The organism is Chryseobacterium sp. X308 (assembly GCF_020733145.1).
Classification (GTDB): domain Bacteria; phylum Bacteroidota; class Bacteroidia; order Flavobacteriales; family Weeksellaceae; genus Chryseobacterium; species Chryseobacterium cupriresistens.
The window spans coordinates 139831-164970 of record NZ_JAJFZH010000003.1; the positions used below are offsets into that span (position 1 = coordinate 139831).

Consider the following 25140-nt stretch of genomic DNA (forward strand, 5'->3'; position numbering starts at 1 on the left):
CCTATGAAAAGAAGATTGCTATTTGGTGAGCGTATGTTACTGGGAGACGGAACAGAACCTTTTAACGCGGTCATTCCGTTCAGACTGAGAGGAACTTTTACCTTAAAAGAGATCCAGCAGGCTCTGGCCCGGATTCAAAACAAACATCCATGGCTGAGAGCATTGATCAGCCATGATGAAAAAAATATTCCCTGGTTTAACGTTCCTGAAAAAACGGTTTCCATTCCTGTAAGAATCGTCACCAGACAAAGTGAAGATCAGTGGCAGGAAGAATCCAGGAAAGAATGGAACACCATCTTTAATTACGAAAAATTACCCCTGATCCGGTTTATCTGGATCAAAGGGGAAGACGTTTCTGACATGCTGTTTGCGTTCCACCATTGTCTTTGCGATGGTGGTTCTGCAATGGCTTTCTTAAAAGAGTTTTTAATAGCTCTGGACAACCCGGCTGCCGATATCGGGACAGAAAATCCTATCCTGGGGATCGAAGATGTGGTTCCTGCCCATATCCTGAACAGCCGCAGACAGAAACTGAAAGCCAGATTTATCGGAAGACTGGCTGCTACCGCCATCAAATGGATTCCGGTAGGCAAAAAAGCTGTGGAAAGACAAAGTGATTACCTCATCCATTGGAAGCTGGATGAAACGGTAAGCAAAGAATTAATCGCTTACTGTAAATCCCAGGGCGTGACAGTCAATACATTTTTGAGTGCAGCGGTATTGCAGGCATTTAAAAAAGTAAGAGGAGAAAAATCCTTCAATAAAGTTTCCTGCCCGGTAGACATCAGGCGTTTTGCCCAACAGATCAAAGAAGACCATATCTTCGCTTTCGGGCTGATGATTGTGGTGTCTGCTGATGAAAAGCTAAGCTTTACGGATAATCTCCGTGCCATGCAGAAATCTGTGGAACAGAAGACCTCAAAGCTGAATCCTTACCTCACCATGATGGTTATGGAATCCGGACATGATGCGCTTAAGAATTTTACAAAGCTTTTAAAGAACGGGAAATCATCCAACGACTGTATGTTTTCCAATCTGGGACGTATTCAGATTCCTCATGAGTACAAAGCGTTTACGGTGGAAACCATCCTCAGCCCGTCCGTCATTGGCCCTTTGGGGAATACCACTACCCTGGTGGTTTCTACTTACCGTGGAAAAATGGATTTTTCTTTCATGGGAAGCGAAGGCTACTTACCATATACCGATGCCACAGCAGTACGTGACGAAGTTATGCAGACCATTCATTCACAACTAAAACAAATGGCAGTATCATGATCAAAAGACCTTTAATGATGGTGGAAAGGATCATGTATGTAGATCCTGAAACTCCTTTAAACTGTATCTATACGGCAAGAATCAAAGGAGAGATTCCTGAAGAAAATTTTAAAGCTGCTTTAATAAGAATCCAGCAGAAGCATCCTATTCTAAGAACGAATATTGATCATAACATCGGAAACTATCCTTATTTTATGGGGCAGAAAGATATTGAACCTATTCCGCTTCGCATTGTAGAACGCACAACAGACGATGACTGGTTCAAAGAATCCGAAAAAGGATGGTTTAAACTTTTTGAAACCCCCAAAAAACCATTGGCCGAAGTAGTCTGGGTAAAAGGACACGATACTTCCGAAATCCTTTGGGTCATGCCTCACTGTATATCCGATGGAACCACCGGAGTAACCTTACTGCGTGAACTTCTGAGTTTGCTGGACAATCCTTATGCTCCATTAATTCCTTATGTTGCTTTTGAATCTGTTGATGATTTCCTGCCTTCGGATTTTAATACAGCAATCAAAAAATATAAGGCCGGCCTTTACCTTCTGTTCGCCAGAATATTCTTTTCCATGCAGCGAAAAAGCAAAAAAAGAAACCTGGGAAAAAGCTATACCATTCACTGGAAAATGACTCCGGAAGAAACGAAACTGATCACTGAAAAATGTAAAGCCAACCAGATTTCTGTGCATGCTTTGCTGTGTTCTTCCGTGATGCAGGCCTTCCGGGATGTTCAGGGGGACCGTGCCAAAGGTAAAGTGATCAGCCCGGTAGATGTGCGTCATTTTATTCCGGAAATTAAAGAAGATCATTTATTTGCTTTTGCCCCAACCGTGGAGCTTTCCATCAGGAAAAACAACAATGATGTGATGGACAATGCCAGGCAGATCAAAAAAGATCTTACCGCAAAAATCAATAAGATGGAAGCCCGTGAACTCCTTTGGATGGGAGAACATATGCACCCTGTTGTAGGGCGGATGATCAATATGCTGAAATCCAGCGAAGGCGGGCATGATATTACCTTATCCAATATGGGCAAGATCAATATCCCGAATGATTATAAAAACTTCAGTCTGGAAACTATTTTTAGTCCTACCGTGGCTTTCCCATGGCTGAACTCAAATACCTTAGTCACCAGCACGTACAACCAGCAGATGGACTTCACCTTCATGTCCAATGAAAATTTTCTTCCCAAAGAAGAAGCTCATCTGATAAAAGATAAAGCCATCGAGCTATTGACAACTTCTCTATGAAATTTAAAATAAAGCCTCCGAAGCCCAGACTGATAAAGAAAACCACCCTCAAACGCTTTCTCATAAAGCGTACGATTTATTATGTCCTTCCGAATGTGTTTTTTAATTTCATTATTGCTTACGCCAGTTTCAAGGAATTGGGCTACACCCATTTTTTTTCAGGAACTCAGAATTTGGCCCGTCTTACCCTGCCGATGGCCATCTTCCTTCCGGTGGTTCTTACCATAGACATCATCAAAAGAGTAACAGATGCTGCCAGCCAGGAAGCCATAGAGTTTACGGTAGACGAACAGCTTAATATCAAAAAGCTGATGACCAGACTGAGCATCTTACATGGATTGATTACAGGATTATTGGTATTGTCGCTGCTGTTTATAGGACAGTATAATTTTTCAAAAGATTACAAACTGGATGCAACGGCAATGGCTGTGGTAGTGGGAACGCTGGCGGGAATTCTGTCTGTGGTTTTTGTATACTTACCCGTATGGAGGTTAAGAAAATGGATGTGCAAAGTAACATCAGTCCCAGCTGATTTAAACACATAATTTCCCAATAAAAAACATACATCATTGTCTATCATTGAATTAACAATGAAAAAAAGTATAACAATACCCGGCTGATCATGAGGTCACCGGGTATTTTCACGAATACCCTAACTTAATTTTTTCCTTTAAAACTCACTATTTGGTAAATTTTTTATATTTATATAATAATTTACAAGAATTTTTCTTGAACAGAATGATTAATAATGTATGTACAAAATCACGGATCAGTTAAAAAATATAGGATTCAGTATCAATCGTTTAGATTTTATTATCGCCCGAAATAACAACAAAAGAGAATTCAATACCCTGGAATATTTTTGCATTTATATTATTCTGGAAAATATCCAGCTAACGGTAGAGAATGTTCCATACCCTTTAAAAAGAGGAAGTATTGCCTTCGTAGGGCCGCAAAAGAAAATAGTTTTTGGTGAAACCAAAAGATCAGATGTGTATTCAATTGCTTTTTCATCCAGTTTTTATGAAAGATCGAATAAAGACAGTCTTTTTATCAATTCTCAGCTTTTTTATAATTATAATTCCGATATATTTATAGCACCTTTCCTCAATGTAGAACAGATGAGAGTGGTTTTTCTGGAGCAGATGGAAAGTTTCCGGAAAAAGGATGAAAGCTTATATATTGCGGCTGCCCATAATGCTATAGAACGACTGATGCTGGACGCCCTTCTGCATATTCCTACCGAAGAAATCAAAAAGGAAATCAAATTTGACTATATGTATTATGTCAACCGGTTCAAAGTTCTGTTGCAAAGAGATTATAAAAAGGCAAAAAAAGTGGCTTATTATGCGGAAGAACTCAATATCTCATCAAGGAAACTGACCGAAATGACAGAGTATGTACTGGGAAAAACAGCCAAACATATCATCATTGAAAAACTCATTACCGAATGTAAAAAGGCCCTGAGCTTCTCCAACTCAACGATTTCTGAGATATCTTACGATCTGGGTTTCAGCAATGAAGGAAACTTTACTAATTTTATTAAAAAACATACGGGAAAAAATCCCTCCGAAATGAAATAATTTGTATATTTACATAAGTAACCTTTTGGGGAAAAATATAGGTTATATGCTTGCAAAGTATATTTTATTCATTTTGCTTTATTTTGCTTTTACAAAATCATTTGCACAGGCAGCAGACGGTTTAAGGCTTAACGTTAGGCTTTATCCCGTACAGATGCTTGCTGTAGGCACAGGATTTTCGGACGAGGGAAACGAGTCTTCCTTCCGGGAGGTTCAGTCTGTAACCATATCAAGTCCGTCCGGATTTCAGCTGAAAGCAGAATATGATGAAGATCGTGATACGTCCGGTACTTCCGAAAGCAACAGGGAAAGATCTGGTGATTACCCTCTTATCAGCCATCATAAAGGAGTGGTTCAGGAGAGATATATCATCGATCATGAGTTAGAAAATGCAATGGAAGATTTAAGTTCCAACAGCAGTGACGAGCAAAATTTTTTAATATTAACTCTAATTTCTCAGTAAAAAATTAAGCAACGCTTAAAAAAAAATTACTATGCATTGAATAACAATTCTGCAATTTATTCATTCCCTATATATTAAGTAAAATTAATGTTTAAGATTAATAAAGCATTTATTTTACTTTATGGTGATTTTATCAGCATTTAAACTATACTTTTTGTGTAATTATTCACAAAAGGTATTTATTCCTGCGCGCTTATTTCTCCGTAAAAATTCACAAATAATAAGTATTTTTTCACAAAGATCCTGATGTTCTTTGTATTTACCTTTGCAACCGCAATTTTAAAAACAATTAATACAAAAAACATTCTTAACCTTATGAAAAATTTGATCTTAGCTTCTTTTGCTATCCTGGGATTCTCAACATTAAAAGCACAACAGAATGTGACCCTTAACGTGAGACTTAAACCTATTCAGACTCTTGTTGTTAACAACGCTCAAAAAATCGTTAATTTAGATTACGTAACTAAAGATGACTATGCCGACGGTGTATCTTCTCTCAACGCAGATCACTTAAGCATTTACAGCACAGGAGGATTCCAGGTAAAAGTAAAAGGTGGTAACGATGTATTACAGCAGGGAGGTAAAAACATCCAGGCTAACACGATCCAGATTATTGCAAGCGCAGGCTCTGAAGCTGTAAACGGCGCTCAATATGCTCAGAATGTACATTTATCAGCTAACGAAGCTACTTTGGTAACTTCTTCTACCGGAGGGGTAGACAAAAAAATCAATATTGAATATAAAGGTGCAGGAGCTAATACTTACCTGGATAACTACATCGCGGGACAAGATCCAACAGTATACACTACTGAGCTGACGTATACGATTATTTCTCAATAATAGCTATCATTATGTAATGATAAAGTGTTGTACCTACCCCAACACTTTATCAACATTTAAAAACTAATCTCCGTCATGAGCAGACTCTCTCTTTTCCTTTTCAGTCTTCTTTTCCTATCCTCTTTTCGCGGATACGCACAAACAGGAGTTTCGGTTTCACCGCCAAGACTGTACTTTGAATCGGGAAACGGAAACAGCAATACCCAGACAATAACGGTAACGAATGTAAGTGCCAAGAATTCTCTGGACCTGGCCGTAAGCCTTGGAGATTGGGAGTATGACAAAAAAGGTGAGAATGTAACCTATCCCGCCAATACCCTTCCCACTTCCTGCGCAAGTTGGGTTTCGGTCAAAAAGGAAGATAATTACTTTACTTTGGCTCCGGGAGAAAAAAAAGATATTGAGGTAACCATTACGGTTCCGAATGCGCTTTCAGACCAACTGGCTGCCCATACAGCCGTTTTGTATGTTAGTCAGATGAATCCGGTAGATGATGTGGACCATAAAGGCGCCAACATCAAAGTGAGCATCCGCTCAGGAATCAAATTATTCCACAAGCTGCCTGCCGCCAAAACTAAAAAACTTGAAATCCAGAATCTGGTATACGGAAAAACGACCAATACCATCAACCTCTTTTTTGACAATCAGGGCGATATATGGGGAGACGGAAAAATTTTCACCGACTTTGTGAATACCCAAACCGGAAAAAAAGTATCACTGGATCCCATTATCTTTTACACCATGCCCGGAAACAAAAGAGAAATGGATATCCCGCTTCCGGCAAGCCTTGAAAAAGGGAAATATACCGCTTCTGTAATGATCGATTACGGAGACAACAACAATCTGGAATTAGGAGAATTAAGTTTCAGCTATGAATAGTAAAAAATTCTTCTGTTTCTTTCTGCTGATCTCTCTGAACTGCTTCTCACAGGTCAATTATAATTCCTGGATAAACAGCTACTTACAGATTAATTCTTACAGCGGAAATACCAATCCTGATGCTTATACCTTTACCCTGGCCGGTAATGGAGCATTTAATATTCCTTACTGGAAAATATCCATGAGGCTGAAACAGCCTATTACTTCTACAGATGGAAATTATACGATGCCTGCCAACAAGATATCATTTCAGCCCGTTTCCACTTCAGGACAGGCTTATCCGGGACCCGTACCCACCATTCCGCAGATCGGAATGCCGTTAAATACTTTTCTTCAGGCCAACCAGGAAGTCTTTTTAATTCCGCAATCCAATGCAGCACTATACAACCAGCCGCCACATCCCAACGGTTACTATAACCTGCAGGTAAAATACAGCCTGACCGTTATGGGAGGATCTTATCTGGGAAGCTACCCTTCCTGGACCAGATTTACTGTTCCGGTGCAGTTTACAGCATATGACCAGTACAACAATATTATTGGCAGGGCTGATCATAATTTTCAGATTCACATCGGACCGCTCAGCGGAACTCCGACCGATGTACCTGAAATGTCGCTTCAGTTTTCTGCAAAAGCGGTCAACGGATCACTGGAATTCAAAAGCATGCCGGATTATATCAACGGAGTAAGTGTCACTTATTCCAATGGACTGATTGTAAAAAGCAATACCAATTACCAGATCAAATTACGTTCTCTTCAGGGACAGTTCAGCTCTCCGGCCGGAAACTACATTGCTTTAGGAACCGTAAAAATGAATCTCATCCCCGTTTCCGGAAACAATGGGAATGTATATCCTATCCTGCTGAGTGCTTCTCCGCAGCTTATTGCGACAGGAGGCTCCACGGGAAACTCCAGCCTGTATTACGATATCCGATATTCCACCAAAGCCAATGATGAAAGACTGATTAATGCCAAATCTGAAGAATATTCCACCACCCTTCAATACGAGATTATCCCCCAATAACCATGCTTCAAGACCTGTTCAAAAAAATCTTTTTCATTTTTTTGATTTCGTTTCAGATATGGATTCCGGCGCAAAGCAGTTCCGGGATAAGTCTTGATATCCGTAATGAATCCAGAACAGATAAAACAGGGATACTGGATCTGATCCTCGTCCTCGACAATCAAAGCACAAATGATTTCAAAGGAAAAATAAATATTACCATTCCTCAAGGTTTCAGGAATATTTCGGGCAACAATCTTCAGGTGGAAATGAAATCCGGGGAGCATCTTTTTATTCCGGTAAAGATCGTGGTCAGCAATAATGCCGTTTCAGGAGAATCACGTCTGGGTTTCCGTCTTTCGGACCAGCAGAATAAAACAATGGCGGAAAAAGAAATACCTTACACTGTTACTGAAAACAATGCCATGCGCATCACGGCAGAAACCCCTCTGATCTATGTGAATAAGGCTACCGATTCGGTAGAAGTAAGGGCAAGGGTTTCCAATCTTGGGAACAGAAAGCAGCATGTAACGGTTGTCTTTAAAATTCCGGAAGCTGAGCAGGGAAATGCTTTTATAGAGAAAACAGGAAGTATTGGCGTGCAGAAAGATTCAGTCTTTGTGTTCCGTTTTCTGCCTTCCCGAATCAGATCCCGCAGCACTCAGATTTCCGTTAATATTGCAGGTTTCAGAGAGCCGGACAGAGAGATATTCGGCAACACTACGGTATCTGTGCAAAATGTTTCTTCGGTACAGCGTTATGAGGATATGGAATCCACCGCTTTTTCCAACTTTACCAGGAATACCATCACGGCAAGTTACAGGCATGCCGGAGAAAACCTGGACATGTATCAATTGGTAGGTTCGGGAGGCTTCAACCTTCCTTCAGGATATATTTTCATCCGGGGGAATATCTATACCATGAAGAATCAGAGCGATCCTATTGTCAATAATACCTATCTGACCTATCACAGGGAAAACAGTGAATTCACAATTGGAAATATCAATAAATTACTGGAACTTTCCATGTTTGGAAGAGGGCTCGAATATGCCTACACTTCTCCTGATAAAGACAAAAAAATTGAAGCAGGTTTCGTAGACCAGACCTACAGCCTGATCGAAAGAAATTCTTTTCTGAAGTATGGTTATGGATTTTATACCCGGGGAACTCTTGGAGCTCAAAACGCTTCCCATAATATCTCCGGAACGTATATTTTCAGGGATGATCCTTACGAAAAAGCCAGACATCATGTAGCCGGAACAGATCTTCAGTATGCTTTCGGCAAAGACTGGAGAACCAACACCAAGGTGTATGGCGGACTGAGTTTCTACGAAAATAACCAGCCCACCAAGCCTTCTTTAGCTTTGGAATCCCAATATTCCGGAATGATCAAAAAGATCAATCTGAACGGAAATTATTTCTACAGCACAGATTATTATCCCGGAAACAGAAGAGGAATTTTACAGATTCAGCAGAATTTCTCTACCATGATTTTCAAAGATCATTATGTGTATGCCAACATTACGGCTTCCCATTTTTCACCTAAGTTCTACTATTACGACAACACCCTGAATTCGAGCAATCTAAGACTGGATACGGGAATCAACTTCCCTAAAAAAGGGAATTTCGGGATGGGACTTGGCTATCAGTACCAGGAAGAAAATTCCAATTCTTATAATAATTTCTTCAATGCCCAACCTTACGAGAACACAAAACAGCTGAAAGCCCAGCGTTTTACGGAATACCTTACCTGGCTGAGTCCTGATAAGCAACACACCTCCATCTTAAGCATGGAAACAGGATTGGCACAATATCCGGACAACGATAAACAGCAGTTTCAGATGAAAGTAAGCGGAACCTACAGCTACAAATGGCTTACCGTGAACGGGATCTATCAGCACGGAAGTTATTTCCTTTCCGAATATGCTTTTTCAAAAATGATGAACCAGAGCACTCCCTACGAAAAGCTTTCCCTTTCTGCTTTTGTGAATAAAAATTTCTTCAACCGTCAGCTGAATGTCACCTCAGGGGTTTCTTATACGGATGATGTTCTGTATGGAAAATCGCCTTCCGGCTTTATGAACCTGAAGTATTCAAGGGAAAAGTATGCCCTGTATCTGAACTCTTCCTACTTCAGCTATACTGCAGGAAGCTTCACCAATAATCTGTTGACCGTGGAAGCCGGTGTGACCGTCAACCTTAGAAACAGCACCCTTGATCCAGGTAAAAAAGGTGATATCAAAGCGTTTGTCTATTATGACCTGAACGAAAACAATATCTATGATGAAGGTGACAGAGAAGCGGCAGGCTACCTCATTATGCTCAATAATATTTCATTTAAAACCGACCCGTCAGGTTCTATCAGCTACCGTTCTATCCCTTACGGAAAGTATGCCCTGAAACAGGTGATCCAGCAAGGCTGGTATTATGATGAAACTGAATTTACGGTAGACAAACACCACTACTCTTTTGAGATCCCTCTTCATCAAAACGGAACGACCCAGGGAAAAATAACCTATGATTTTAACACTAAAACAGCAGTAAATTTCACGCCCAAAGTCGGAGGGGTTCTCTTCAATATTTACCGAAACGAACAGTTAGTACATCACATCATCACCGATGACAACGGTGAATTTGCCTCTTTCCTGCCCTCCGGAAATTACAGGATTGAACTGAACAAAAACTCTCTGCCTTCCAATACCTATTGCGAACGCTCTACCGATACTTTCAAAGTAGAAGCCGGGAAAATAGTACAACTGGAGCCCTTTGTGATTAAGGTGAGGGAGAAGGTGATTAGGGTGAAGAAGTTTGGGAATTAGAATAATGAATCCATTAATTATTATTGTATTTAGTAGTATTTTTGTATTCGCAAGTGTGAAGACTCAGGATGCGGATGTTTAGAAGGGTGAATATGGCGGTATTGGAAATTATATAATTAAATTCAAGGGCTTAAATATTAAATTATTTAGAATCTTTTAAACCATCACATATGTTATATTTAAATTATAAATAGATGACGAAGTAATTTCTAATAGAATTTATGTAATTTTTCCAATAATCTTAAATAAAACAGGTCATTATTAAAGTTTAATTTTAGTAGATAAAAATGTTATAACGATATATTTTATAGTAAATTTGTCTTCTTTTTACCAGCAAATAGGTTATAAAAACATTGCCATTAATAGTCTTAAAGACTGTTATGTTATATATAATCAGTAGGTATAAGATATAAAACAAAATAAAAAATGACAAGCACAGTTCAAAGAGATATATTACAAAGTAAAATATGGAAAATTGCCAACGATGTACGTGGCTCTGTAGATGGTTGGGATTTTAAACATTTTGTACTAGGAACACTTTTTTACAGATACATTAGTGAGCATTTTGCAAATTATATGGAGGGCGGTGATGAGAGTGTTGATTATGCAAAGCTACCAGATGAAGTAATAACGCCTGAAATTAAAGCTGATGCGGTAAGAACAAAAGGCTATTTTATATATCCTAGTCAATTATTTGTAAACATTGCTGAAAAAGCAAACACAAACAAAAACCTCAATACAGACTTAAAAGCTATTTTTGATGCTATCGAGAGTTCTGCAAATGGCTACCCTTCTGAAAATGATATCAAAGGACTTTTTGCTGATTTTGATACAACAAGTACGCGCCTAGGAAATACAGTAGAAAACAAAAACAGCCGTTTAGCCGCTATATTGAAAGGAGTGGAAGAGTTGAATTTCGGAAGTTTTGAAGACAACCAAATCGACCTTTTTGGTGATGCTTACGAATTTTTAATTAACAACTATGCTGCAAATGCCGGAAAATCGGGTGGAGAGTTCTTTACTCCACAAAACGTATCAAAACTTATAGCACAGTTGGCAATGCATAAACAAACGGAGGTAAATAAAATATATGATCCGGCAGCGGGTTCGGGATCTTTGTTGCTTCAAGCCAAAAAACATTTTGATAATCATATTATTCAGGAAGGTTTCTTTGGACAAGAGATTAACCATACAACATATAATCTGGCTCGTATGAATATGTTTTTGCATAATATCAATTATGATAAGTTTGATATTGCGTTGGGCAATACTCTAATCGATCCACAGTTTGGCAATGAAAAGCCTTTTGATGCTATTGTATCCAATCCTCCTTATTCAGTTAATTGGATAGGATCGGATGATCCTACCTTGATTAATGATGATCGTTTTGCTCCTGCTGGTGTGTTAGCTCCTAAGTCTAAAGCCGACTTTGCCTTTGTATTGCATGCCCTTAGTTATCTTTCAGGTAGAGGAAGGGCAGCTATAGTATGCTTCCCAGGTATATTTTATAGAGGTGGTGCTGAACAAAAGATTAGAAAATATTTGGTAGACAATAATTTTGTGGAAACTATTATTGCTTTACCGTCCAATTTGTTTTATGGGACTTCTATATCAGTAAATATATTGGTACTTTCCAAACACAAGACTGAAGCTAAAACCCAGTTTATAGATGCTACGGGTGAAGATTTCTTTAAAAAAGTAACTAACAACAATATGCTTACTGATGAACATATTGACAAGATTATGGAAATGTTCGATAGCAAAGAAAATGTTCCACATGTAGCAACATTTATCGATAATACTAAAATTGCTGGAAACGACTACAATTTGTCAGTCAGCTCTTATGTGGAAGGAAAAGATATTCGTGAAAATGTAAACATAGATGAATTAAATACAGAGATCTCTGAAGTCGTAAAGAAGATAGATAAACTAAGAGCTGATATTGATATAATTATTAAGGAGTTTGAAAGATGAAAGAACATTTAAAATCACAAGATACTGAGAAGGAATTCTTTACAAAAATATCACTCCAAGGAATTGATGTACAATATGAGAGTATTGGTAATTTAATTTCTAGAGTTCGAGAAAAAGGGAAACATAATAATAACATAGCAACTGTTTATTCTGTAAGTAATTTTCTTGGATTAGTAAAAGCTGAGGACTTTAGAAATAATACTATTCATAGTAGTGACCTCTCTAATTATACTATTGTAAAACCTGGTATGTTTGCCTATAATCCAGCTAGGTTAAATATTGGTTCTATAGGATACTTGAAAAATGATTTATCAGGTCTAGTTAGTCCAATGTATGTAGTTTTTGAAATTGATGAAAACAGAATAACTAAAGAATATTTATATTTATTCATTAAATCTAAATACTGTATTAATAAAATTAGTTCTTTAACCGAGGCTGGAGCAAGATTTAGATTTGATTTTGAAAGATGGAGTCTTATCAAGATACCTCTCCCTTCAATCATTCTCCAAAAAGAAATTGTGCGAATTTTGGATATTTTCACGAAACATATAGATGAGCTTACAGCTGAGCTTATAGCACGTAAACAGCAATATAACTATTACAGAAAACAGTTATTGAGTTTTGAAGAAAAAAACGTGGAGTGGAAACCCTTGAGAAATTTAGCAGAAAATTTAGACTCGATGCGAAAACCTGTAACGGGTGGCTTAAGAGAATCTGGTAATATACCATATTATGGGGCATCGGGTATTGTGGATTATGTGAAAGATTATATTTTTGATGGTGATTTTTTGTTAGTTTCCGAAGATGGAGCAAATTTAATCGCGAGAAACACACCTATAGCATTCAGTATATCAGGAAAAAGCTGGGTAAATAACCACGCACATGTATTGAAATTTAATACTTATGCTGAAAGAAAATTTGTTGAGTACTTTTTAAATAGTATTGACTTAGCTCCATATATATCTGGTGCAGCTCAACCCAAATTAAATCAGAAAAACTTAAATAGTATTAAAATACCAAGTCCGTCACCTGAAGTAAAAGAAAAAATTGTTTCCATCTTAGACAAATTCGACACCCTTACTACTTCCGTAAATGAAGGTTTGCCAAAAGAAATTGAATTAAGACAAAAACAATATGAATATTATAGAGATATGTTATTAACATTTCCAAAAGATAATTTAGATGCATAATATGGCACAATCTTTAACTCAAATAGCACAATCTTTAAAGGACGCCAATAAAAAAGTGCAATTAATTTATGCATTTAATGGCACTGGTAAAACACGTTTGTCACGGGAGTTCAAAGAACTAATAGCTCCCAAAAAACAAGACCCCGAAGAAGAGGATGCAAAAATCAAAATATTATACTACAATGCATTTACTGAAGATTTGTTCTATTGGGACAATGATCTGGGTAATGATGTAGATAGAAAATTAAAAATTCAAACTAATACATATACCTATTGGATACTTAAGGATCAAGGGCAAGAACCAAATATAGCAGCTCATTTCCAGCGCTATACTAGTGATAAATTAACACCTAGTTTTAATGATGCTTTTTCTGAAGTCCGTTTTTCATTTGAACGTGGCAATGACTCAGGTTCAGAATTTGTAAAAATTTCTAAAGGCGAAGAAAGCTGTTTTATTTGGAGCATTTTTTACAGTTTATTAAAACAAACAATTGATGTATTGAATGTAGCGGAAGAAGCCGACCGAGAAACAGATCAATTTAATGATTTACAATATGTTTTTATTGATGATCCGGTAAGCTCATTAGATGATACACACTTGATTGAATTGGCTGTAAATATTGCTGAATTAATAAAGTCCAGCCAATCCGACCTTAAATTTATTATTACAACCCACAATCCATTGTTTTATAATGTATTGTTCAATGAATTCAATAATGCTGATTCAAGTTCTGGTTATAGAGCTAGACAATCTAAAAAATGGCGTTTTGAAAAATTAAATGATGGTACTTTTACACTAATTGAACAATCAAATGACTCACCATTTTCATATCATCTTTTCCTTTTATCTGAAATTGAAAAAGCTATAGAATCAGGGGATGTTCGAAAATATCACTTTAGTTTTCTTAGAAATATTTTAGAAAAAACTTCTACTTTTCTTGGGCATGCTCATTGGAAAGACCTTTTACCTAACGAAGTAGAGGGGTCCCGAGAAGGATATTATAACCGTATAATTAATCTCTCAAGTCATAGTAAATTTTCAGGAGAAGAAATTTCTTTGATTCAAGATAGTGAAAAAAGTATGCTGGATCACCTAGTGCATCAAGTGAAAACTATGTACGGTTTCAAATCAAAAGTTAATCCAAATGTAATTGAAGAAGATGCCACAGTATAATACCATAGCAGAGTCAAATAATTTCATCGTTCTCGATAAATACGACAAATATTCAATATTGAATGAGCCACCTGCAGTCTACCAAACAGAAGCTGCTCTTGAGCGAGAATTCATCCAGGATTTAATCGCTCAGGGCTACGAAAATCCATCTAATCTTACAACACAACAAGCCATGTCAGCTAATATAAGGCAACAACTGCAGGCACTAAATAATATGGAGTTTACAGATGCGGAATGGATTCGCTTTGTAGAGGAGTATTTGGATAAGCCTGGAGATAGTATAGTTGATAAAACAAGAAAGCTTCATGAAAACTATATTTACGATTTTGTATTTGATGATGGGCACATCCAAAACATTTATTTAGTAGATAAACAGAACGTCGTTCGCAATAAAGTACAGGTAATTTCACAATTTGAACAAAAAGGATCACACGCCAATCGATATGATGTAACCATCCTAGTGAATGGTTTGCCTTTGGTACAGGTGGAAATAAAAAAACGCGGAGTTGCTATCCGTGAGGCGTTTAACCAGGTACATCGTTACAGCAAAGAAAGCTTCAATAGCGAAAATTCTCTTTTTAAATATTTGCAGGTATTTGTTATCTCAAACGGCACCGACAGCCGTTATTTTGCCAACACTGTAAAACGGGATAAAAACAGTTTCGACTTTACCATGAACTGGGCAAGAGCGGATAACTCTTTGATTAAAGACCTGAAAGATTTTACAGCCACTTTTTTTCAGAAACATACGTTGCTAAATGTATTACTCACCTATTCTGTTTTTGATACTAGCGATACATTACTCATCATGCGTCCGTATCAGATAGCAGCAACAGAAAGAATGTTGTGGAAAATAAAAAGTTCTTATGAATCCAAAAAATGGTCTTCTGCAGAAGGTGGCGGATTTATATGGCATACCACAGGCTCAGGAAAAACCCTGACCAGTTTTAAAGCGGCAAGACTGGCAACACAGCTTGACTTTATAGACAAAGTATTCTTTGTTGTGGATCGTAAAGATTTAGACTTTCAGACCATGAAAGAATATCAGCGTTTTTCGCCCGATAGCGTAAACGGTTCCGATAGTACTGCCGGTTTAAAAAGAAACATAGGAAAAGAAGATAACAAAATTATTGTTACCACCATACAGAAGCTAAACAACCTCATGAAAAGTGAAGGTGATTTAGCCATTTATCAAAAACAAGTAGTATTCATCTTCGATGAGGCGCACCGTTCTCAATTTGGTGAAGCTCAGAAAAACCTAAAGAAAAAATTTAAAAAATTCTATCAGTTTGGGTTTACCGGTACACCAATCTTTCCTAAAAACGCTTTAGGCGCTGAAACTACAGCAAGTGTATTTGGTCGCGAATTGCATTCCTATGTGATAACCGATGCAATTAGAGATGAAAAGGTATTGAAGTTCAAAGTAGATTACAACAATGTACGTCCACAATTTAAGAAAATAGAGCAAGAGCAGGATGAAAAAAAACTGAGCGCTGCAGAAAACACAAAAGCATTACTTCATCCAGCCCGTATTAAAGAAATCTCGCAATACATTCTGCAAAATTTCAAAATTAAAACCCATAGAAATCAGGGTAGCAAGAAAGGATTTAATGCCATGTTTGCCGTAAGCAGTGTAGATGCTGCCAAATGCTATTATGAAGAACTGAATCGTCTGCAAAAAGAAAGTGAAAAGCCGTTGAAAATAGCAACCATTTTTTCTTTTGCAGCCAATGAAGAACAAAACGCCATTGGTGAAATTCCTGATGAAACTTTTGAACCATCAGCAATGGATATTAGTGCAAAAGAATTCTTATCCAAAGCAATCAATGAGTATAACGCTATGTTCAAAACCAGTTTTGGAGTTGAAAGTAAAGAATTTCAAAACTACTACCGCGACCTTGCAAAAAGAGTAAAGAGCAAAGAAGTAGACCTTATCATTGTAGTCGGCATGTTTCTTACTGGATTTGATGCCCCTACACTGAATACGCTTTTTGTAGACAAAAATCTGCACTATCATGGGCTAATGCAGGCATTTTCGCGAACCAATCGTATTTATGATGCTACAAAGACCTTTGGTAACATTGTTACATTTAGAGATTTAGAACAGGCAACCATTGATGCCATCACTTTATTTGGAGATAACAATACCAAAAACGTGGTGCTTGAAAAGAGCTATAAAGAATATTTGGAAGGTTTTACAGATGTTGCTACTGGTGAAGCCCGCAGAGGTTATATTGATGTTGTAAATGAATTGAATGAAAGGTTTCCCAATCCTGATGAAATCATTACAGAAAAAGACAAAAAAGAATTTACGAAACTTTTTGGTGAATATCTACGTGTAGAAAATATTTTGCAGAATTACGATGAATTTACTCACCTTAAAGCATTACAGATTATAGATATAAATAATCCTGAGGCAATCAAAGCATTCAAAGAAACTTATTTTGTGACAGACGAAGATATTTCAGCAATGCAGGAAATCGCTCTATTACCAGAAAGAACCGCTCAGGATTATCGCTCAACGTATAATGACATACGCGATTGGTTAAGACGAGAGAAAAATGGAAAAGAAGCCGAAGCATCTAAAATTGATTGGGATGATGTTGTTTTTGAAATAGACTTATTAAAATCTCAGGAAATAAACCTGGATTACATTCTAGAGTTAATTTTTGAACATAACAAAAAGACAAAAGACAAAACTGCTTTAATTGATGAAATTCGTAGAGTAATTCGTGCCAGTATTGGACAAAGAGCAAAAGAGAGTCTTGTAGTCGACTTTATTAATGAAACAGATCTTGATAAAATACAAGAAAAACCAAATATTTTAGACGCGTTTTATACTTATGCAGGTGAGAAACAAAGAGCTGAAGCTTTTGAGCTGATAACAGAAGAGAATTTAAATGAGGAGGCGACAAAGAGATATATAGCTACATCATTAAAACGTGAATTTGCCAGTGAAAACGGAACAGAACTGAACGCTATCTTACCTAAAATGAGCCCGTTAAATCCACAGTATTTAACCAAGAAACAAAGTGTTTTTCAAAAAATTAGTGCCTTTGTCGAAAAATTCAAAGGAATAGGAGGAAAGCTTTAAGTAAGAATCAGATAACAGTATAAATTTAAATATGAAAAGCTCAACATTCTGTTGAGCTTTTCACTTATAATATTGCAAGTTTATCCTTTTTCAATCAACCTCTCCAGTCTCCCCATCATCTCATCCTTCTCCTTCAACATCCTTTCATAAAGTTCCATCTTTTCTTCATGCAACTTTTTTATTTCATCAATTGGACTAAAATTGAAAGTTGAATTTGGGTTTCCAACACACGCATTATCACCAAACGTATTAGAAATAATATTCACCGCCTGCTCCTCATCAAAATTCTGAAACGCTTCCACCGGAATTTTCAATACTTCAGAAATTCTTTTCAGTAAAGGGTCTTCAATAATTTCTTTCTGTTCCAGCAGAGAAACTTTCTTCTGGTTCCAGTCGTCTCCAAGGTCAAAAGCCAGTGCTTCCTGCTTGATGCCCAGCATTTCTCTGAATCGTTTTACATTGCGTCCCTGATGTATTGTATGTTCCATGATAAATCAACATTTATGAGGTTTAAATATAGAAAAATATTTATAAAAATGCCTCTTAAAAAACAGCATAATTACAATCTCTGTTCTTCATGCTGATACTGTGAAACGAGCCTTCTATCCTATTTCGCCATTTCCGTTTTTATGCCCGCTTTTTTTCATCAAAAAGTCAGAAAAAATAAACCTTGTTATCTAGTTTTCACTTTCTGGTGAACATGCTCTGAAAATCTTATATCCCTCTATTTTTCTATGCCTGGCACTCCCTATATTTGATCATACAAACCAAAAAAACACAATATTATGGCACTAGACAATTTAATCAGTGTAAGCTTTTCAAAAAGTGATCTGGAAACGATTGATAAAGCAATTCAGGACATCCAGTCTGTACTGTTGGGAAAAACCATCAACCTTACTCCGGATCAGCGACAGCAATACGGAAGAATTGCAGAACAAAACAAGCTCTTCGTGAATAAAGCCAAAATCTATATGGAGCAATATGCCCAATATGTTCCTAACTTCCTGGATAAAGCAGAATTCGATAAAGATTATATCGCCAGAGAACAGATTGAACAAAGATTACAACAGCTGGATTCTTTAACAGAACAGCTTTCAGACACCAAGGTATTGCTGGATCACGATAATTATCATAACGCCATCAGTTTCTATCGAAGCATCAGATACCTTTCCGAAGAGAATGTACCGGGTACCAATGTTATTTATGATGATATGAAGCAGTTTTTTGTGACGGCACAAACTCCTCGGCAAACTCAGGTTCCTCCGTCCTCAGCAGATCCTGATACATCTTCTAAGTAAAATAGTGTTACATTAAATACATCCTCTCTCAACATGAGCACGTGAAAAACGTGCTTTTTTTGTGATGATCCATCTGCTTATTTTTGGTTGGAAATCGCAAAGACGCAAGTTCTTATTATAGGGACGCTGTTTAAGGCGCAAAGATTTTATCTCCGATAAAATTGCTGTACCCAATATACTTACCTGCTGAAAATCTTTGATTTTCTTGCGCCTTACAAAACATATCAATGGTAAAACTTTGCGACCTTGCGTTTAAAACAAAATAATAAGCCATTGTATTAATCAGTAAGAATAAATACTTTTTTTAGAGCACGTGAAAAACGTGCTTTTTTTGTGATGATCCATCTGCTTATTTTTGGTTGGAAATCGCAAAGGCGCAAGTTCTTATTATAGGGACGCTGTTTAAGGCGCAAGGATTTTATCTCCGATAAAATTGCTATAACCCAATATACTTACCTGCTGAAAATCTTTGATTTTCCTGCGCCTTACAAAACATATCAATGGTAAAACTTTGCGACCTTGCGTTTAAAACAAAATAATAAGCCATTGTATTAATCAGTAAGAATAAATACTTTTTTGAGAGCACGTGAAAAACGTGCTTTTTTTATGATGATCCATCTGCTTATTTTTGGTTGGAAATCGCAAAGACGCAAGTTCTTATTATAGGGATACTGTTTAAGGCGCAAAGATTTTATCTCCGATAAAATTGCTATAACCCAATATACTTACTTGCTGAAAATCTTTGATTTTCTTGCGCCTTACAAAACATATCAATATTGAAAACTTTGCGACCTTGCTTTTAAAACAAAATAATAAGCCATTGTATTAATCAGTAAGAATAAATACTTTTTTGAGAGCACGTGAAAAACGTGCTTTTTTTGTGATGATCCATCTGCTTATTTTTGGTTGGAAATCGCAAAGGCGCAAGTTCTTATTATAGGGACGCTGTTTGAGGCGCAAGGATTTTATCTCCGATAAAATTGCTATAACCCAATATACTTACCTGCTGAAAATCTTTGATTTTCCTGCGCCTTACAAAACATATCAATATTGAAACTTTGCGACTTTGCGTTTAAAACAATAATAAGCCATTGCATCTGAAGAAACAGAATATTTTAAAATGCAAAGGTTTTATTGATTCGAATTGATGATTGGAGGGAGCAAAGAATGGCGGCTACGCCACTGATGAAGCCAGATGAATAGTGCTCATGATTCTTACAATAGTATTTTACTCCTCTTACCTTCCTAACACCCTCCAGGTAGTATAGCAACCGTCTCCGCCCCTTTGGACAACGGTCTCTACCCTCTTATATAAGCAGGTGGAGCCCCTTATCCAAGTCCGTCTACCCCCTTACCCAAGGGGGTATAGCCCCTTCATGAAGGGGGTGGAAACCGCTCATGAAGGCCCTCCAGAGGCTTGGTGAAGAGGTTAGAGGGACTTCCGAAGGGCCTATGGGTATTTCTGAGCAATATTTATAGTGACTTTCAAGAAAATTTACGCTTTCCCGTAAGCAGAAGCTGGAGATTTTTATTATTATTGCGATCTTAATTGGATAATACAGCCTAAGCTGTTTGTCAGAATATGAAAACTATAGCCAAAAATGACTTTTACAGAATTAATTGACGAAATAGAGATCTGGGAACCTTGGAAGGTAGAATATAACCGTTTTGTTCCTCAGTTTGTAGCAGAGGCAAGCACAGGAAAAAATTGGGAAGATTGGAACAACGAACTTTTTTACGAGTTTTTTATGCGTTCTGCAGACCAATGTGTTTCGTCTCTGAGACAGGGATATTTTACCCATGCAGAAAAAGACCTTATCAAACGTAACTGGCCTGAGCTTTCCGCATTGTTACAGAAAATTGCCTTAAGCCAGGAGCAACCTTTATTTGAGACTTATCATCAGATCAAAGAACTGATCCGAATGTATACAGGCAATAATAAAAAAGCCGCTACCAACAGACTGATCGCCGGTTTGCAGCCTCAGCTGTTGTGCACCATTGTCAATCAGGACAAACTGGGACAGCTGGTGTACCTGTTGAATACCCATGTTGAGGATTTCAAAATGGAACTTACCTATGACTGGTTTGAGGATAGCCATCATCTGCTTCAGATATTCAAAGAAAAGCTCAAGAAAGACGGTTTTGAAATTGTGACCCTGCCATGGCAGGTTTACGATTATTTTCAGGAACAAAATACCCCATCTTCCGAAGAACAAAATAATATGAACAAAAATAAACTGGAACAGCAGATCCAAATCTTAGAATATAAAAAACAAATCATCCTGCAAGGCCCTCCGGGAACCGGGAAAACCAGACAAGCCAAAGAACTGGCTGTTGAATTATTGGGATTGAATAATACTAAAGAATTAAAAAATCACCCCCAGTTTAAACTTATCCAGTTTCATCCTAGCTATAGTTATGAAGATTTTGTAAGAGGAATTGTAGCGAGACCTGACGAGGAAGGAAATGGAATTATCTATGAGGCTGAAAACAAAGTTTTAGGTGATTTCATCAAAAGAGCGTGTGAACACTCTCAACTTATCAACGAATTCCCACATGCAGAATGGCTTGATGAAATGTTTGAACATTTTAAAACTTCCATAGAGGAAGAGTTGATTGCCAACGATCATAAAATACAACTTACCAATAAACTCTTTCTAACCCATATCGGAGAGAATTCTTTTCACATTTCCAGTGAAGGATGGAAAGGAGATCGATTAAAGTTTAGTGAGATTAAAAAATTATACAAATATAATATCACAAGAAAAGGAGAAACAATAGGATTTGATGATCTTGCAAAAACAGTGTATCACAGAACATCATATTATTTCCCAATGGTAGATAAATTTAGAAATTTTTTGGAAGGTAAATCTGCACCTGTTGATAATAAATCGCAATCTCATTCAGAGAATTATGTTCTAGTAGTCGATGAAATCAATCGTGCTAACCTGTCTTCTGTATTAGGAGAATTAATTTACGCTCTTGAATACAGAGGCCAAGCAGTAGAAAGCGTATACGAAGTGGATGGTAAAAGGGATCTCATTCTTCCTCACAACCTGTACATCATCGGCACCATGAACACTGCAGACCGCAGTGTAGGACACATTGATTATGCGATCAGAAGACGTTTTGCTTTTATTGATGTATTGCCGGAATCTCTTGAGCATGATACCAGTATTCATTTTAATACTGAAGGTTTTGAAAAAGTTTCGGAGTTATTCAAAAATGGAAATGTAAGTGGCGAATTTGAAGCTAAGGATGTTCAGTTGGGACACAGTTATTTTATTGCCAAAAATGAAGATATACAGGATGGGTATACAAAAGAGGAAATTTTCAGAATGAAAATGAATTATGAAGTAGTTCCTATTCTTCTTGAGTATGTGAAAGATGGAGTTCTTATCGGAAGCCATGACGGAAAAGATATTAAAGAATATATCAATGATCTGAAAACAAATAATTAATGGGAATTTTACTTTCAGAACATAAAAGTTTTCTGATCAAACGGGTTGCTGTTGAAGAGTCTTTCACCAATATAGCAAACGAACTGCTGCATCTTGATGACGACTCTTTTCAGCTGTTTGCGGCTTTGGAAAGTAAAAAGTTCGACCATCAGTCTTATTCTTTTTCGGTGGTAAAAAGAGAAAATCATTGTGAGATTAAGGCAGATTATTTTGTAGGTATTGACTGGCTGGGAAATACCGGCAGAACCATTTATGTAGAACCCAAGATCAATGCAGGTTTGTCGCAGTACTTCCGGAACTGCCTCAATGAAGAAGAAAATTCTGTTCCCCTCCCTGAAAAATATCATAGCAAGGAAAAGACAGAGACTAAAGAAGTCAATTATCTTAAAATTCTTTTGGATGTCATGGCTTTGCCACAAACTGCACACTATTCAAAAGATGTTATCCAAATAGACTGGGATGCAAAATATATTGAAATAGATCAAAAAGATGATCGCTTGACCCCTTTTCTTATTATACAGTTTTTGCAGCATTTGAAAATAATTGTAAGAAAAGGATTGAAAAAGGCATATTATAAAGTCCAGGAAAATCTTAATAGTAGAGTAAGGGGCAAAATATTAATAGGTCCACATATAAAGAAGAATGTTTTTAAAAATAAACCCACGTCTGCTTTTTGTGAATTTCAGGTTTTTGGTGAAGATTATTTTGAAAACAGGTTTCTAAAAAAAGTATTGGTGTTTGCAACCAGCTATATCGAGAACAATCCTTCACTATTTTCTTCCAATATAGAATCTGTTCAACATATTTTAAATTATTGCAGGCCGGCATTTGAACATATCAGTACCGATGTTGATGAACATCAATTAAAACACGGCAAAAAAAATCCGTTCTTCAATGAATATGGAGAGGCTTTACGAATAGGGAAATTTATTCTGAAACGGTTCTCGTATACGATTACGAAAACGACGCAGAAAAAAATAAAAACGCCTCCCTTCTGGATTGATATGCCCAGACTGTTTGAACTTTATTTTTATTATCAATTGATCAAAGCTAATCCTGAAGACGCTCATCATATTCATTATCAATTCAAAACCTACGGAAATCATCTGGATTTTCTGATTAGTAAACCGGGCTATGAAATGGTCATTGATACTAAGTATAAATTAAAATATACTAAAAGTCATATCCACAAAGACATCCGCCAGGTTTCAGGGTACTCCCGTTTAAAGAAGGTTATCAACGAAATGAAAAGTAAAAATAAGGATTGGAAAGAAGATCAGATATTGGATTGTTTGATTATTTACCCGCATCTTCACCAGCCTGATAATGAAGATTCTAATAATCCTCCCTCATTATTGCATAACTTTTCAATTGAAAACATAAAAAGACAGTTTGATAATACTGATAATCAAATCACTGCTTATCATAAAATTTTTAAACTGGGAATAAATTTGCCTGTAAGCTAGTAAGGATGCTTAGTGGCAATGAAGGTTTAAAATAATGTATCTATAATATTTAGATTCCTGGAATGACACGGTCGGTGCTTATTTGCGCGTGTATAGTCTCTGACAATAGGTGATGACAATGTAAGAGTCGAGATTCCTGCACAATGACAAAGTAGGCGCTTATTGGTGTGTGTAAGTGAATAGTTACTTGCTTCACACATACTACAACCTATTCACTTAGCTTATACACAACGTTTGTCATTCCGTAGAAATCCAGGCATAGAAAGCTTTCTGATGATAAATGAGGATAAACTATTGTTTAGATTCCTGCGGAATGATAAAGTTGGCGCTTATTTGTGTGTGTATGCATAGTTACTTGCTTCAACATATTACAACCTATTCACTTAGTCTATCCACACCGTTTGTCATTCCGTAGGAATCCAGGCACAGAAAGCTTTCTGATGATAAATGAGGATAAACTACGGCTTAGATTCCTGCGGAATGATAAAGTGGGTGCTTCTGTGTGCGTGCATAGTCTCTTGTTTACTCTATACATATAAACCATTCACTTAGACTATCCACAACGTTTGTCATTCCGATTTCTATGACAAAAGGTGGAATAAAAACAATTAAATCCAATTGAAAAAACAGTGGTTCTATATTTTTTGTAACTTTTGTAAAACAAATACACAAATGACTGCATTTTCAAAAGGAAGATATACCTACTATATCTATATTCTTACCAATAAAAACCGAAGAGTACTTTATACGGGTGTTACAGGAAACCTGCACAGGAGATTGTATCAACACAAAACAAAGCTCAATCCACGCAGTTTCACAGCAAGATATAATCTTGAATTTCTCATTTATTATGAAAAGTATGATTGGATTCATCATGCCATTCAAAGAGAAAAGGAAATTAAAGACTGGTCAAGAATTAAGAAACTTGAATTGATAAGGAGCACAAATCCTAATTTAGAATTTTTGAATTATTTGTTTGAGAATTGGCTTTGATATGAACTGTTCCTATGAATTACCAATTGGATATCGTCAGATTAATAAAGTAAACAGTTCGTAGAGAATATTTTAATTCGGAGGGTAAAATAAGAGCTTAGATTCCTACGGAATGACAAGGTGGATGCTTCTGTGTGCGTGCATAGTCTCTTGTTTGCTCTATACATATAAACCATTCACTTAGACTATCCACACCGCTGGTCATTCCGTAGGAATCCAGCCATAGAAGCGTTCTGATGATAATGATGATAAACTAACAGTGTAGATTCCTGCGGAATGACAAGGTGGGCGTTTATTTGTGTGTACGTGAATAGTTACTTGCTTCAACATACTACAGACTATTCACTTAGTCTATCCGCAACGTTTGTCATTCCGTAGGAA

At 36.9% G+C, this 25140-nt stretch carries 18 protein-coding genes; 17 read left to right on the forward strand and 1 reads right to left on the reverse strand.

From position 1 onward, the window contains the following. Positions 1 to 3: 3 nt before the first annotated feature. The 13 genes from LIV57_RS06065 (at position 4) to LIV57_RS06125 (ending at position 17541) form a co-directional block, all read left to right on the forward strand. Positions 4 to 1275 carry a condensation domain-containing protein gene (locus LIV57_RS06065; protein ID WP_227941872.1) on the forward strand — a complete coding sequence of 424 codons (1272 nt, stop codon included), beginning with the start codon at positions 4 to 6 and terminating at the stop codon, positions 1273 to 1275. Then, positions 1272 to 2525, forward strand: a complete 1254-nt coding sequence (locus LIV57_RS06070) for a phthiocerol/phthiodiolone dimycocerosyl transferase family protein (RefSeq protein WP_227941873.1) — start codon at positions 1272 to 1274, stop codon at positions 2523 to 2525. Before LIV57_RS06065 ends, LIV57_RS06070 begins: the two co-directional genes overlap by 4 nt. Further along, positions 2522 to 3070 carry a hypothetical protein gene (locus tag LIV57_RS06075; RefSeq protein WP_202839129.1) on the forward strand — a complete coding sequence of 183 codons (549 nt, stop codon included), beginning with the start codon at positions 2522 to 2524 and terminating at the stop codon, positions 3068 to 3070. The genes LIV57_RS06070 and LIV57_RS06075 overlap by 4 nt, the downstream gene beginning before the upstream one ends. A gap of 207 nt (positions 3071 to 3277) precedes the next feature. Continuing rightward, positions 3278 to 4108: a helix-turn-helix domain-containing protein gene (locus tag LIV57_RS06080; protein ID WP_227941874.1), complete on the forward strand. Its 831-nt coding sequence runs from the start codon at positions 3278 to 3280 to the stop codon at positions 4106 to 4108. A gap of 46 nt (positions 4109 to 4154) precedes the next feature. After that, entirely contained in the window at positions 4155 to 4571 is a 417-nt protein-coding gene (locus tag LIV57_RS06085; RefSeq protein ID WP_227941875.1) for a hypothetical protein, read from the forward strand. 315 nt (positions 4572 to 4886) lie between these two features. Further along, complete coding sequence (locus LIV57_RS06090) at positions 4887 to 5411, forward strand: hypothetical protein (RefSeq protein WP_142017356.1); 525 nt, start codon at positions 4887 to 4889, stop codon at positions 5409 to 5411. A gap of 75 nt (positions 5412 to 5486) precedes the next feature. Continuing rightward, entirely contained in the window at positions 5487 to 6290 is an 804-nt protein-coding gene (locus LIV57_RS06095; RefSeq protein WP_227941876.1) for a molecular chaperone, read from the forward strand. Then, positions 6283 to 7311 carry a hypothetical protein gene (locus LIV57_RS06100; RefSeq protein ID WP_227941877.1) on the forward strand — a complete coding sequence of 343 codons (1029 nt, stop codon included), beginning with the start codon at positions 6283 to 6285 and terminating at the stop codon, positions 7309 to 7311. The genes LIV57_RS06095 and LIV57_RS06100 overlap by 8 nt, the downstream gene beginning before the upstream one ends. A gap of 41 nt (positions 7312 to 7352) precedes the next feature. Then, positions 7353 to 10109 (forward strand): hypothetical protein, encoded by a 2757-nt coding sequence (locus LIV57_RS06105; RefSeq protein ID WP_227941878.1) that lies wholly within the window; start codon positions 7353 to 7355, stop codon positions 10107 to 10109. A gap of 426 nt (positions 10110 to 10535) precedes the next feature. Beyond that, positions 10536 to 12083, forward strand: coding sequence for a type I restriction-modification system subunit M (locus LIV57_RS06110; protein WP_227941879.1), 1548 nt, complete (start codon positions 10536 to 10538; stop codon positions 12081 to 12083). Beyond that, positions 12080 to 13273: a restriction endonuclease subunit S gene (locus LIV57_RS06115; RefSeq protein WP_227941880.1), complete on the forward strand. Its 1194-nt coding sequence runs from the start codon at positions 12080 to 12082 to the stop codon at positions 13271 to 13273. The genes LIV57_RS06110 and LIV57_RS06115 overlap by 4 nt, the downstream gene beginning before the upstream one ends. Before the next feature lies 1 nt (position 13274). Next, positions 13275 to 14447 (forward strand): AAA family ATPase, encoded by a 1173-nt coding sequence (locus tag LIV57_RS06120; protein WP_227941881.1) that lies wholly within the window; start codon positions 13275 to 13277, stop codon positions 14445 to 14447. After that, positions 14434 to 17541: a type I restriction endonuclease subunit R gene (locus LIV57_RS06125; protein WP_227941882.1), complete on the forward strand. Its 3108-nt coding sequence runs from the start codon at positions 14434 to 14436 to the stop codon at positions 17539 to 17541. Before LIV57_RS06120 ends, LIV57_RS06125 begins: the two co-directional genes overlap by 14 nt. Positions 17542 to 17621: 80 nt before the next feature. On the opposite strand, the gene LIV57_RS06130 is transcribed toward LIV57_RS06125, so the two are convergent. Beyond that, a complete protein-coding gene (locus tag LIV57_RS06130) occupies positions 17622 to 18029 on the reverse strand; it encodes a helix-turn-helix domain-containing protein (RefSeq protein ID WP_227941883.1) in 408 nt (135 codons plus the stop codon). A gap of 297 nt (positions 18030 to 18326) precedes the next feature. Here LIV57_RS06130 and LIV57_RS06135 point away from each other — a divergent pair, with 297 nt between their 5' ends. From LIV57_RS06135 to LIV57_RS06150, 4 genes are all read left to right on the forward strand, one after another. After that, positions 18327 to 18839: a hypothetical protein gene (locus LIV57_RS06135; RefSeq protein WP_227941884.1), complete on the forward strand. Its 513-nt coding sequence runs from the start codon at positions 18327 to 18329 to the stop codon at positions 18837 to 18839. A gap of 1601 nt (positions 18840 to 20440) precedes the next feature. Further along, positions 20441 to 22300, forward strand: a complete 1860-nt coding sequence (locus tag LIV57_RS06140; RefSeq protein WP_227941885.1) for an McrB family protein — start codon at positions 20441 to 20443, stop codon at positions 22298 to 22300. After that, positions 22300 to 23766: an McrC family protein gene (locus tag LIV57_RS06145; RefSeq protein WP_227941886.1), complete on the forward strand. Its 1467-nt coding sequence runs from the start codon at positions 22300 to 22302 to the stop codon at positions 23764 to 23766. Before LIV57_RS06140 ends, LIV57_RS06145 begins: the two co-directional genes overlap by 1 nt. Positions 23767 to 24438: 672 nt before the next feature. Further along, on the forward strand, positions 24439 to 24759 hold the full coding sequence (locus LIV57_RS06150; protein WP_227941887.1) for a GIY-YIG nuclease family protein: 321 nt from the start codon (positions 24439 to 24441) through the stop codon (positions 24757 to 24759). Positions 24760 to 25140: the final 381 nt, after the last annotated feature.

Bases quoted from the DNA above. Each gene is read 5' to 3' on its own strand.
- LIV57_RS06070 (WP_227941873.1), top strand. From the start codon at position 1,272: ATGATCAAAAGACCTTTAATGATGGTGGAAAGGATCATGTATGTAGAT.
- LIV57_RS06065 (WP_227941872.1), top strand. From the start codon at position 4: ATGAAAAGAAGATTGCTATTTGGTGAGCGTATGTTACTGGGAGACGGA.
- LIV57_RS06100 (WP_227941877.1), top strand. From the start codon at position 6,283: ATGAATAGTAAAAAATTCTTCTGTTTCTTTCTGCTGATCTCTCTGAAC.
- LIV57_RS06080 (WP_227941874.1), top strand. From the start codon at position 3,278: ATGTACAAAATCACGGATCAGTTAAAAAATATAGGATTCAGTATCAAT.
- LIV57_RS06140 (WP_227941885.1), top strand. From the start codon at position 20,441: ATGACTTTTACAGAATTAATTGACGAAATAGAGATCTGGGAACCTTGG.
- LIV57_RS06085 (WP_227941875.1), top strand. From the start codon at position 4,155: ATGCTTGCAAAGTATATTTTATTCATTTTGCTTTATTTTGCTTTTACA.
- LIV57_RS06095 (WP_227941876.1), top strand. From the start codon at position 5,487: ATGAGCAGACTCTCTCTTTTCCTTTTCAGTCTTCTTTTCCTATCCTCT.
- LIV57_RS06120 (WP_227941881.1), top strand. From the start codon at position 13,275: ATGGCACAATCTTTAACTCAAATAGCACAATCTTTAAAGGACGCCAAT.
- LIV57_RS06135 (WP_227941884.1), top strand. From the start codon at position 18,327: ATGGCACTAGACAATTTAATCAGTGTAAGCTTTTCAAAAAGTGATCTG.
- LIV57_RS06125 (WP_227941882.1), top strand. From the start codon at position 14,434: ATGCCACAGTATAATACCATAGCAGAGTCAAATAATTTCATCGTTCTC.
- LIV57_RS06075 (WP_202839129.1), top strand. From the start codon at position 2,522: ATGAAATTTAAAATAAAGCCTCCGAAGCCCAGACTGATAAAGAAAACC.
- LIV57_RS06115 (WP_227941880.1), top strand. From the start codon at position 12,080: ATGAAAGAACATTTAAAATCACAAGATACTGAGAAGGAATTCTTTACA.
- LIV57_RS06145 (WP_227941886.1), top strand. From the start codon at position 22,300: ATGGGAATTTTACTTTCAGAACATAAAAGTTTTCTGATCAAACGGGTT.
- LIV57_RS06130 (WP_227941883.1), bottom strand. From the start codon at position 18,029: ATGGAACATACAATACATCAGGGACGCAATGTAAAACGATTCAGAGAA.
- LIV57_RS06090 (WP_142017356.1), top strand. From the start codon at position 4,887: ATGAAAAATTTGATCTTAGCTTCTTTTGCTATCCTGGGATTCTCAACA.
- LIV57_RS06150 (WP_227941887.1), top strand. From the start codon at position 24,439: ATGACTGCATTTTCAAAAGGAAGATATACCTACTATATCTATATTCTT.
- LIV57_RS06110 (WP_227941879.1), top strand. From the start codon at position 10,536: ATGACAAGCACAGTTCAAAGAGATATATTACAAAGTAAAATATGGAAA.